The following is a 12,089-nucleotide window of genomic DNA, read 5'->3' on the forward strand; positions in this document are numbered from 1 at the left end:
ATTATGCCGCTTTCATTTCAGAAATAAGTGTAATATTATAAAATGAATGACTTACGAACTACTCGTAGACATTCCTAGCGGAGGGAACCCATGGTAACGATTAAAGATATCGCCGAGCAGGCAGGCGTTAGCTTCTCCACTGTCTCCAAGGCACTGAGAAACAGCCCGCTCGTACAACACAAAACAAAACAGCATATCCTTTCAATCGCTAAGGAACTGGGCTACCAACCCAACATTGCAGCCCGAAGTCTCGTCTCTAGAAGAAGCGGAGCAATTGGCGTCGTGTGGCCGTCCATCGAACGAGCTGCCCTTTCCTCTCTAATTACAAAGCTTAACGAAGAGCTCGAAAAACAAGGCTATATCACGTTATTATCCATTAGCAATATAGAATCGGCGATTGAAACCTTCCGCCGATACCAGGTGGATGCGATACTCGTGTTCGGGGATAGGGATAGTATTTCCAGCTCTAACGACTTAAATCCGCTGCAAATCCCGATTCTCACCTATGGTGCTGCCGGCTATACGCCGCACTCTGCTGTTGACGTGAACCGAGGCCAAGCCGTTCGTCTAGCCGTCCGTCATTTGGCAGGCCTCGGTCATAGAGATATCGCCTACATAGGGGAACCGCAATCACATGATCCTTTGCAAGCCGTAAAGATCGAAGCATTTCGGGAAGAGACCATTCGCCTAGGCCTTCACTTCAAGGAAGATTCCATTCTCCAGATGAATGGCTTAGAATTTCACGACGGGTATATGGCCGCTCGTACCATGCTGGAACGGACGGTACGTCCAACGGCCGTCATCAGCGGCGGTATCGATATGACTCGCGGCATCCTTCGTGCCGTCAGCGAGCGCGGGCTTACCGTTCCAAAAGATATCTCTGTCGTCAGTTACGACAATCTGCCCCAAATGGAAGACCTTGAAATTCCGATGACTGTGGTAGGCGTTGCCATATCTGCCATAACATCCGTTATTGTAACAACCATTCTCGAGCTTATAGAAGGCCCTGATTCACTTAAGACCGTTTACTTAGAACCAGAGCTCGTTGTCCGCAATTCCACCTCCCAGCTTCCAGATTAATTATTATTGCCTCCTTTTTTTACACAGATAAAAAAGCACAATTAGCAGACGTCTCCCATCTGCTAATTGCGCTCCATTTATCTAAACCTTTGTTTATTAGTTTAATTAGATCATTTCACTACTCGGTGACTGACCAATTCGTAGATTCAAGTATATGTTTAACGTTTTTAATACGTTCTTCTAAATATATAATCCGACAATGTCATATCGTATACTTCCTTGTGTACTGAAACGCTCAAACGATCTTAAACTTAAATCCGTACAGCTGCTAAATAGAGAAGAAGCACGACCGCCATACAGGCGGCGAATTTATAATTCGCTAATGTAAACTCAAATACCGGCTTCTTAAATACTCCCGCCAGCAAATTATTGACGGCAGAAGCCGGCGATACGGTATTGGATAAACCCCAGCTTCCAAGCAGCAGTACAGCGAAATAGTTTGGACTGATGTGAACAACTGCCGGATCAATGCCGGTTGCAAGAATGGTAACGAGGACGATCGGATGAAGACCCACCATAGACGTAACCGTAATAAGCGCTACTGTACAAACCGAAAAGGATACGGAGATTGGAAGAGGAATCAGCTCTAGCAGACCGGGGACGGACGCACCGAACCCGGTTGCGCCGATCGAGCCGCTGAAAAAACCCGCTGCCAAAAATAGAGTCATCTCTTTTTTCAAAGCTGGCAATGTAACCGTGACATGATTCTTCAGACCTTGCCGGTAAGTCTCCATGGCCCCTTTCGCAAAACACCATATCAGCGGGAATAGGACTGCTGCCATGCAGGTGATCATGACCATGGGCAGTTCAACTAATCGCTCCAACACCAAGATGACGACAATGGCAGATGCCAAATAAACGCCGAGCCCTGCTGGGAATACAGCCTTTCCCTTGTTTGCGGCTGGGCCCGCCAGTTCGATGACCTCCCTTTCCGCTTGTGAGAGGGTACTTTCTGTATGTCGCAGTCCTTTAAAATCCACGGCTAGACTGACAAGGATGCTAACCATCGACAAACCGAGCATATAGGGAAGAAGTGTCGACCAGTTTATCGAAAGCGAGGTGATTACAACTGCCATGGCTGCAAAATAGGGAGACCAAAAAATGGCCCCCGCAAATCCGCGGTTCAGCGCATTGGCAAGCAACCGGGACATGCCCGGTTGCGGTTTGGCAAAAACGACGTGATAAACAACGGGTATGGAACCTACATTAAGGAATACACCCATGATTTGAGTCAGAAGCTGTGTTCCTGCGAACAGAACTGACCTGTTGCGCACCTTCGTTTCGTAGAACCGGTTCAAGGATTCGATGTAATCCGGAAGCCGGACCGGGATCCCGAACAGCGGAGCGAAAACAAACAGGGTAACCAGGGTGACATTGATACCGGCTGCATTTAACCAGAATCCGGCATCCGCCTTCTGAAGGATAAGGAGAATTACTCCGAAGGCTATAAAGGAAACGGTAAGCCATAGCGTCATCCCTCTAAGCTGGGGCAGCATCAGAGCCACCGCAATAAAAACCAAGCTGCCTAGTATCGGGGACAGCAGTTCCCAATGTGTAAGATGTCCAGCGATGAACACGGCGACAAGCAACAATATAACCGCTCGCTCTAGAGCTGTTTTTACTTCAAGGAACCTCTTTTTCAATATCATCAATTAAATTGCCAACAGCTTAAGCTTAAGTTACCGAATTGATAACTCCGGTGAAGCAATTTCGCTTGACGGTTCTTGTCTCCTGCCCCCATTGCAAGCAACAAAGGAATAAAGTGTTCATTTGTCGGTACAGCCTCCTTGGAATAAGGGGCTAATTCCCTGTAGTTAAACAACGCATCGACATCCCACGTTTCTAGCTTGCTCTGCAGCCAGTTATCAAACGATTCAGCCCATTCGTCGTTCCCTTCCCCCTGCCAATTTAACCTCCGCAAATTATGGACGGTTCCCCCACTGCCAATAATAAGAACATCCTGTTCCCTGAGCTCCGATAAAGCTCTGCCGATTTGATATTGTTGATCATTGGTTAGATATCGGTTGACGGATAAAGCGACTACAGGAACATCTGCTTCGGGATAGATCAGCTTAAGAACAGCCCAAGCGCCGTGATCCAGCCCTCTTTCCTCATCCATCTCGCTCTGAATACCTTGCTTCGAGAACAACGATTGGATTTGGTCACTTAGCGAACGCTCGCCTTTGGCCGGATAGGTCATCTGGTAAAGCTCATCTTGAAATCCCGAGAAATCGTAAATCGTACTATACGTATCGACGGCGCTAATGGTCTGCATCGATTGTTCCCAATGTGCGGAAAATAGCACAATCGCTTTAGGCTTAGGTGTACTCGCCGTAAATTTTTTTATAAAAGCCGTATATGCATTTTGATCTAGGACAATCGAAGGCGCACCATGCGCGAAAAAATAAGATGGTATCATATATTCATTCACCCCTTGTTTGAATGCACACCTGCATCCGTTTTAAGCCATTTCACAAAATCCCGTTGATTCTCCTCGGAGACACCGTGGTCGGTTGGATAAGTTTTGAAGGTCAAGCGAGATGTTTGGTTTTCAAAAAAAGCTGCCGTTTCATGGCCGATCCGAATCGGGAATACAGAGTCGAATTCACCATGAGAGATAAACACCGATACGTCTTCCACGCTTTGCAGCGGATACTCTGTCTTTACAAATTCCGGTACATACCCATTTAACGCGACGATTCCTTTCAATTGCTCTCCCAGCGTAAGCGCAAGCGCCATGGACAAGATCGCCCCTTGGCTAAAGCCGAGCAAATACCGCTTGTTCATGTCGATCGGGTACTTCTCCGTCGCATATAGGATGAATGCTTCCAATTGCCGAACAGCCTGATCAAACATTTCCCGAATGGGATTACCAAGGCTTTTCAACTCGTAATATTGAAATCCCTCACCTAACGTAAGATTGCCTCGGATACCGATAATAATAAAACCATCGGACAATGGCGCGACCAAACCATACATATTTTTCTCGTTGGATCCTTTTCCATGAAGCGTAAAGATCGTCGGATATTTTTTGTCCGGGTCCAAATTGGGCGGCAGTTGAATATCATATTGGTAAGTAGGTTTCATAGAAACTCTCCTCGATTTGTGGTTTGTGCGCCGCGTTTTCTAAGAAACGCTTGATCGACCGATAGAGGCGTAGGATCGGAAACCGCCAAATAAATCGCCACCAGCATAAAACCTAAATCAAGCTCGTATCCAGGCATCTGGCTGTTTCCAAGCAACCCTACAGAAAACTTTATCGTAACGATCGCACCAATGAGCATGATAACAAACAGAACTGATACATAACGGGTAAACAGACCAACAATAAGCAAAATACCTCCGACTAGTTCAAGCGCCGCCACAATATAAGCCAAAAATCCGGGAACACCCATTGAGCTGAACCAAGCCTCAACATTGCCGAGACCCATTTGGAATTTACTGATTCCATGAACTAGGAATAATATTCCCAGAACCACACGCATTATTGTCGATACCACTGTTATTTTCGTCATTCTCTTCCCTCTCCATCCTTAAATATAATATATTAAAATATAAAATTCATATAGCTAATATATCGTACTGTGAACTGGCGTGTCAACAAAAAAATCGGTATTATAAATCTATATGTTATATTACTAATATTTCGAGGAGTGAAACTGGATGGAAATCGGCTCCAGCATACGACTAATCCGGAAACGCAAAAATATTACCATCGCTCAAATCTGTGAAGAAACAGGCTTATCTCAAGGCTTTATGAGCCAAGTTGAAACCAATAAAACTTCACCATCCATAACAACCTTAGAAAGTATTGCGAAGGCTTTGAAGGTACCCTTAGCATATTTGCTGCTACAAAAAGAGGAACGCATGAATATCGTCCGAAAAGAGGAACGGAGGATAACGACAAGCGGAATAGAAAAGTTAAAGGTGGAGCACCTGAGCTCTACAAAGAACGTAAGAATGCTGCTCGTCGAGATCCCTGTCGGAACCTCAACAGGCGAAGCTCCTCATGCGCATGAGGGTGAAGAAGTACATGTTGTCATTAAAGGAAAGATCTACGCCGAGCAAGGAGAAGATGCGGCTGAATTTGGAGAGGGCGATTCATTCAGTTGGAATGCCTGTACGCCCCATTTGGTGAGAAATATAGGTGAGGAATTGGCAATTGTACTCATATCCATCTACACGGAAGCCGACCATACACAGGATTTCCTGTTGTAATTAAGTAAAGATAGAGAGAATAATACAGACAAACACCATTAACGTGGCGACCCCCAAAAACGGACCTCAGTGTTTAATATGAGGCCCTGTGGATGATACGATCAGCCGTACGAATAGCCAGGGCAACGGTTGTGAGTGTCGGATTCGTTCCGAGGAAAGGCAAGACACTATTATCGGCCACATAGAGCCCGGACACACCGTGAATTTGACCGTACCGGTCGGCTGCCGAAGTGGCTGGATCATCGCCGATGCGGCAGCTTCCTGACTCGTGGTTATCATCTCCCGGGGGTCTTAGACATAATTCCGGTTGGCCATCCATCGAAACCAATGTTGCTCCTATAGCTGAGAAAGCTTTTCTCATTCCCGCTGTCATTTTCCGAATCACATTCAGATCCTTTTGAGAATAGGTGTAATGGACCTGGACTGCTGGTACACCATATTCATCAATCCGATACGGGTCCAAAGTGATCCGGTTTTCTGCCCTTGGTTCTACCAATCCGTAACCTTGTATAATGATCCCCATCTCTTCATGAGAGGGCCGTTCCCGTCCAAATATCTGAAGCTGATATGGACGATCTTTCGTCTCCTGAATAATAATTGAAATCGGTTCCAATATCTCCGGGAAACCCTTTCGGCTCACTATTGCTGTGCCTCTTATAGCCGAATGATCGATTAAAAAACGTCCGATGGCGCTGCTACTGATTCCCGAGTTCAGCAGAATGCGCGGAGTTTCGAGAGTGCTGGCCGATATGACAACGGTTTTGGCATGAACAATATACGTTTTTTTGTCAAGAGACATCACTCTCACACCGGCCGCTTTCCCTTGTTCGGTGAGCACCTGAACGGCACGAGCGTTTACCGCCAGATCGAAGGGCATGCGGTTCAACGCTTCGGCGAGAAAAGCGATGGAGCTGAAATACGCGTTGGAATGAACCACTCCAAATTGGGTCGGTTTGATGTCAACAGCTATCGGCGGAGCAGCGGCTTCAGGATAACCGTTTATCCGAAGGCGGCTGAGAATGACATGCTGGAGAGATGAATTTGGAATAAAGGACTTCATGACGTTCATGGCCTGTTCGGCAATGCCGTAATAAAACTGCATCTCGTTAGGTGGGACGGGGTACTGTTCAAGTATGTGCAATGGCATGCGTGGAGTAACATTCCCCCATTGTATCGTTCTCCCTCCAAGAGCGAGAACTTGTTTTGCGCCTGAAAATTCAGGCAGGGTTTTCCCAATCCGTCTCGTTATTTCGGGATTTGCCATAAACCTCTCCGCCCGTCCGCCAGACAATATAGCAAGATTATTCATATGCGTAGGCAATAAAAGATCTCCTGCCTCAATCAGGCCGATCCGCATTCCATTGTTCCTCCACCGTTCGCATAATCTCCATAGAATCGCTCCCCCTCCAGCACCGCTGCCGACAATAATTACATCATAATCGGTTCTGGCCATTTCTTCCAATGGGGTGAGAGGAATCCATGAATTAAGGGGATCTTCAAGACCTGCTAATGTAGTCATATCGCTATCGATTCACTCCTGACTATTGATATAGTCTGCCGTACGTATGGCAAGGGCAACTGTTGTCAAGGTTACGTTCGCCGTGCCTACGGAAGGCAAGACGCTGTTGTCGGCAACATAAAGGCCGGATACCCCATGAATTTGGCCATATCTGTTGGTTGCTGAAGTTAAGGGGTCATCGCCCATGCGGCAAGTTCCCGAATCATGATGCAAGTCCCCTGGAGGCATTAAGCAGATCGCCTGCATCCCATCCCTATAAATCAAAGGGATTCCCAGATCGGAAGAAATCTGATTTATAGCTTCCATGGTCTGACGTATGACAGCTTGATCCGTCTCACTATAAGAAAAATGGATTCGGATCTCAGGTACTCCGTACTCATCCATTCTATTTGGATCCAGTGTGATTTTATTTTCAAACCGGGATTCAACTTTGCCGTATCCAAGGAAAAGGATCGCCAATTCATCCAACAACCGTATTTTCTGGTATGTCTGATGCCAATCATAAGTGTCGGGCCCTCTCAGCTGAATTTGGTAGTTCCTCGATGAAGTTCCTGGCAGTAAGATACCCAGCGTACCCAAAATATCCGGAAACTCATTGCGGCTTATTTTCCCTGTAGCTCTGATCGATGAATGATTTGTCAGATAATGGCCGATTGCCCTCCCTTGAATCCCTGAATGAAGCAGAAGGCGGGGGGTTTCAAATGTACTTGCCGACAAAACCACATGTTTTGCTTTGAGATTATACGTTTTTTTGTCCGGGGACATAACCTGAACGCCAATCGCTTTCCCGTTATCAGTCAGCACTTGTACAGCACGGGCTCTAACTGCCAAATCGAACGGTCTGCGATTTAAAGCTTGAGCAAGGAAAACAATCGAGCTGAAAAATACGTCGGTGTCCCTCTTCGCATATATTCTCGATTGAAGATCAGCAGCTATTGGAACGCCCATTGCTTCCGGAAAACCAAGCTGGTGCAGATGACCCAGCAAAATTTCTGTCATAGAAGACCCTTGAGAATAATTGCGGGAAACATTCATGACCTGTTCAGCAATATGATAATAAACATCCATCTCCTCAAGTGAAACGGGCCACTTGGCAATCTGGGATAAATCCATACGGGGACTGATCATATTCCAAAATAAAGTTCTGCCTCCCAGCGCAAATAATTGTCTTCCTGTTGAATATTCCGGTAAGGATCCAGGTATCGATTGGGATACAGAATAAAAAAGCCTGTTCAATCGATCGTTGTCCATCGTTGGGAGATTACGGGCCTGTGTCGGCAGCACGAGACCGCCCCTTTCAATAATGCCGATCCGCTTGCCCTTTTCTTGCCACTGTTCACATAATCGCCAAAGGGCTGCTCCTCCACCTGCACCAGTACCGACGATGAGGACATCATATTCGGTTTCAGCCATTTGATCCAACGAAGCAAGAGGAATCCAATCCTTTAGATAATCGGGTGGAATCATCGGCATTGGACAGGCAGGTGGAACCGTGTGCTGATACTTGATTCCCGCTTCATTCAGAAGCGTCTTCAATGCTTTTGCGGCGGCTATGAAGAAATCCGGATCTGCAACACCCGCTCTGCCTTTCGGTTCAATTGATATAAACCCGGAGTATTGTTTCTCTTTTAATGCAGCGAGTAATTTCCTTATTTCGGCGTCTCCTTCGCCGGCGGGAACCACTTCGCCCGTATTCACCCTGGCATCTTTCATATGAATGTAAGAAATATAAGGTTCTACTAGAGGATATGCGTCTTTCATCGGAAAGACTAGCGATTGAATGAAGTTCGCAGGATCGAACGCTAATCGCAGATTCGGCGAGTTAATCGTTCCAAGTATGTCTCGGGCGCGTTCCCCGTTATTGACATAAAATGGAGTGTCATTATCTATAACTAATATAACCCCTTCCTGTTCGGCAATAAGAGTCAGTGCCTGTAATCTTCTCAGAACTTCATCTCTATACTTATAATAATCTTCTCCTTTGGGAATCAAGAAAGAAAATATCCGAATATATGGGGTGCCGAAATATTTAGCCAGTTGAATGGCCCGTGTTAAATCTTTCAGTTGCGGAGTAAAACCATCGTTGATACCAATAGCTCCGATATATGTAGCGATCGAAGCAGCTTTGAAACCGCGGGCATCAAGCTGCTCTTTGATTTCAATAATCTCTTCGTCAGTAAGCTTTATGACATTTTCCCCGCCAATCAATCGCAAATCCATATGATAAATGCCTTCAGCGGCGAGAAAGTCCATCTGTGTTTGCAGGTTTGGCGAAATTTCATCTGCAAAAGCTGATAAAGTAATAACGGGATCTATTTTTTTTTTGATCATGTTCAATGTCACCTCATTTCATGGAAAAATCGTTATACATGTATATGAGAACATAACGGCTTGCATTCGCAATTCGCTCCCGACGAAGAAATCACAAAAAGGGCAGTTATTCTCTAATTGAAGAGAATACTGCCCATTTTTAGTTATGGGATACTTTTTATTATATTGGTTAAATTAAGGTTTCAATTTCCTATATTCACTCGGTGTCACTTTCACTGACTTCTTAAAGGTATTACTAAAGTACGCCAGATCCGCATAACCCAGCCGTTCAGCTATTTCCGAAATACGCAGAGACGTCTTTTCCAACAATCTTGTCGCTTCCTTCATCCTTACACTAGTCATATAATCTGTAAAATTTATGTTGGTCTGCTGTTTGAACAGCTTGCAGAAATAGCTTGGGTTCAGATGCACCATAGCGGCAGCTTCAGTCATAGTCAAATCAGGTACGGATAAGCTATCAATATGCCGGATGACACGCTCTATTGAGGATATTTCTTTCAAATCAAGAGGTAGATTTTCCTGCTTCCCAACCTTCTCCCTCTCCTGTTCTTCTAACCACTTATGCAAACAAGCAGCCATACTCTCCGTCTCAACAGGCTTAAGCAAATAATCAAAGGCACCAAGCCGAATAGCTTGCTGGGCATAAGAGAAATCGTCATGCCCGCTGACAATAACCACCTGTATCATGTGCTTGCGTCGCTGAATCTCCTCTATTAATGCCAACCCGTCCATCACCGGCATCCGAATATCCGTTAGAACCATATCCGCTTCATTATGGCTGAGCCAATCCACCGCCTCCACGCCGTTCGTTAACTCATGAACAACTTTAAAGGGAAGACCGGTCTTCTCGATTGTTTTTCTCAATGCGGTGCGTACCCATCTCTCATCCTCCACGATCAGAATGCTATGCATTCAACTTCCTCCCTCCGAAGACGTTTGTAGAGGCAACCTAATTCCAACTGTTGTTCCTTCACCTGGCTGACTTTCGACGAATAATCCATATTCTTCACCATGAATGTAGCGAATACGCCGATGTACATTCATAAGACCAATGTGTTTGCCCGTCAATTCTATTCCATCCCGCTGATCAAGTTTTTGAATCAACTCGCCCAGCTTGATTGGATGAATTCCTGGTCCGGTATCCGTCACTAATAGAGTGAATGTTCCATTGCCAGGCGATTTTTCGGCACTTACGACGATTTGCGTTGTTCCCGAACGAGGCTCAAGTCCATGCACGATACAGTTCTCAATTAAGGGTTGTAATGTAAATTTAGCTATCTTTTGAGCTAGTGCCCAATCAGGGATCTCAATAAGGTAGTCGAGCTTCTCCTCAAACCTATATTTTTGGATTCGCAAGTAAATTTCACCTATTTCCACTTCCTGCCGAACCGTCACCTGGGGAGATTCTTCTTTCACATTGTACCTTAGAAGCCGTGCTAGAGAAGCCGCCATTACTGAAATTTCATCCATATCATGCTGCAGCGCCATCCCTCGAATCGTATCCAGTGAATTATAGAGAAAATGAGGATTGATCTGCGCCTGAAGCATCTTCAGTTCCGTATCCTTTTGACGCAAATTCAACTCAGTCGTTTTCAATTTAGAGAAATATATTTCTTCGAGCAGTCTGGAAAGCCGCTCCACCATCTTATTAAAACCGTGTGACAGCAAACCGATTTCATCTTTGGAATCAACAGAAACCTTTCCGGAAAAATCACCGACTTCCACTCGTCTTATGTATTCATGCAAGCGTTTGATCGGCTTAACCAGGCTGGCAGCAAATCCAATGCCAAATATATAGGCAATAATCATGAAGACCATTGTTGTGAGCAGAATGGTTCTCCCTATATAATCCGTACCACTCATCAGCTCGTCATATGGAATAAAAGTAACAAAATTCCATTTCAATATATCACTGCGGCTGAATGTTAATAAATATTTGACCTTTTCAACGGATATTAATGATCCGCTGCTCTTAGACTGCATCTCTTGTACATCCATAGCATTAGCTTGCTGCCCGATTAGCGAGAAATTAGGATGATAGACAAAAAGACCTTGTTCATTAATAATAGACAGATAACCGCTTTTACCCGGTTTGACTCTGTACGCAACATCTTGTAAGCGCTTGTAATTCACATCAATAATCAGCATGCCGATTGGCTTCAAGGTTTGTGGACTAACGATTCTCTTCATAACGGAGATTACCGCCAACTCTTCTTGCTTCCAATGGATAAGACGACTGATGATTTTGGGCTCGCCGCTTTGAGGAATCGTATTATACCAGTATTCATTCTTTAGATTAAGTACAGACGCTTCATCCGCTTCATCGGCGGAATCTACCACTTGAATATCGTCGAGAATAATCGTGATATTGAGAATGTCGGAACGTGAATAAGCTGAATTCTTCAATAAATTGCGTATACTTCCGACAATCTCACTGCTCTCCACTTCCTCACGTGTCACCATTCTAAGGAAGTTCACGGTGTCAGGATGATTAATGATCTTGAGTGTATTAATTTCAAAGTCACGCAGGTAGTCCTCCACATAAAGCTGAACCTGATCGATAATCTGTAAGCTATAATCCCGTGCCTCTCTCTCCAGCACCTGCGAGGATTGACGGTAAGAAATAAGGCCTACAAATAACATCGGCAGCACAACCAATAGCGCCGAGAAAACTAACAATTTTTTCATGAGAGACTGATCACGAAGAAGAAGAATCCGAATGATGTGTTTATAATGTTGTTTCCAGGACGGCATTCATTGTTCACCTTCTTCTCTAATCTTGTCTTGTCGTTGGAAAAAGAGGCTCACTCGGAGCCTCTTAGTTTAATTGCTTAGTTAATTAACGAGGCTATTCGCAGTTTAGCATGGGTTGTGTAAATCTATAAAACTTGGACAAGGGAATCGTATTCAGTTCAAATCGCTAGATTGTTCTCCACCTGAT

10 protein-coding genes are annotated in these 12,089 nt (G+C 45.1%); 2 read left to right on the top strand and 8 right to left on the bottom strand.

Features of this window, described 5'->3' with window-relative positions; all coding sequences use genetic code 11:
* Window positions 1-90: 90 nt before the first annotated feature.
* The gene (locus L1N85_RS06360; protein WP_235236157.1) at window positions 91-1,080 is read left to right on the top strand and encodes a LacI family DNA-binding transcriptional regulator; all 990 of its coding nucleotides are present in this window, start codon (window positions 91-93) and stop codon (window positions 1,078-1,080) included.
* A 251-nt stretch (window positions 1,081-1,331) separates the two neighbouring features.
* On the opposite strand, the gene L1N85_RS06365 is transcribed toward L1N85_RS06360, so the two are convergent.
* The 4 genes from L1N85_RS06365 to L1N85_RS06380 are packed head-to-tail and all read right to left on the bottom strand — an operon-like array spanning window position 1,332 to window position 4,595.
* Entirely contained in the window at window positions 1,332-2,729 is a 1,398-nt protein-coding gene (locus L1N85_RS06365; protein ID WP_235236159.1) for a hypothetical protein, read from the bottom strand.
* A complete protein-coding gene (locus L1N85_RS06370; protein WP_235236166.1) occupies window positions 2,729-3,499 on the bottom strand; it encodes a DODA-type extradiol aromatic ring-opening family dioxygenase in 771 nt (256 codons plus the stop codon). The genes L1N85_RS06365 and L1N85_RS06370 overlap by 1 nt, the downstream gene beginning before the upstream one ends.
* Before the next feature lie 8 nt (window positions 3,500-3,507).
* Window positions 3,508-4,167 carry an alpha/beta hydrolase gene (locus L1N85_RS06375; protein WP_235236169.1) on the bottom strand — a complete coding sequence of 220 codons (660 nt, stop codon included), beginning with the start codon at window positions 4,165-4,167 and terminating at the stop codon, window positions 3,508-3,510.
* Window positions 4,164-4,595, bottom strand: a complete 432-nt coding sequence (locus L1N85_RS06380; protein ID WP_235236172.1) for a DoxX family protein — start codon at window positions 4,593-4,595, stop codon at window positions 4,164-4,166. The genes L1N85_RS06375 and L1N85_RS06380 overlap by 4 nt, the downstream gene beginning before the upstream one ends.
* A gap of 148 nt (window positions 4,596-4,743) precedes the next feature.
* Between L1N85_RS06380 and L1N85_RS06385 the strand changes: the two genes are divergently transcribed.
* Entirely contained in the window at window positions 4,744-5,298 is a 555-nt protein-coding gene (locus tag L1N85_RS06385) for a helix-turn-helix domain-containing protein (RefSeq protein WP_235236174.1), read from the top strand.
* 73 nt (window positions 5,299-5,371) lie between these two features.
* On the opposite strand, the gene L1N85_RS06390 is transcribed toward L1N85_RS06385, so the two are convergent.
* The 4 genes from L1N85_RS06390 to L1N85_RS06405 all read right to left on the bottom strand — a co-directional run bounded on the left by L1N85_RS06390 (window position 5,372) and on the right by L1N85_RS06405 (window position 11,902).
* Window positions 5,372-6,817, bottom strand: coding sequence for a GMC oxidoreductase (locus L1N85_RS06390; protein WP_235236176.1), 1,446 nt, complete (start codon window positions 6,815-6,817; stop codon window positions 5,372-5,374).
* 12 nt (window positions 6,818-6,829) lie between these two features.
* Window positions 6,830-9,148 carry a TIM barrel protein gene (locus L1N85_RS06395; RefSeq protein WP_235236178.1) on the bottom strand — a complete coding sequence of 773 codons (2,319 nt, stop codon included), beginning with the start codon at window positions 9,146-9,148 and terminating at the stop codon, window positions 6,830-6,832.
* Window positions 9,149-9,322: 174 nt separating this feature from the next.
* Window positions 9,323-10,060 carry a response regulator transcription factor gene (locus L1N85_RS06400; protein WP_235236180.1) on the bottom strand — a complete coding sequence of 246 codons (738 nt, stop codon included), beginning with the start codon at window positions 10,058-10,060 and terminating at the stop codon, window positions 9,323-9,325.
* Complete coding sequence (locus L1N85_RS06405; RefSeq protein ID WP_235236189.1) at window positions 10,061-11,902, bottom strand: sensor histidine kinase; 1,842 nt, start codon at window positions 11,900-11,902, stop codon at window positions 10,061-10,063.
* Window positions 11,903-12,089 lie beyond the last annotated feature (187 nt).

It is taken from the genome of Paenibacillus alkaliterrae (assembly GCF_021532375.1).
Lineage (GTDB): Bacteria > Bacillota > Bacilli > Paenibacillales > Paenibacillaceae > Pristimantibacillus > Pristimantibacillus alkaliterrae.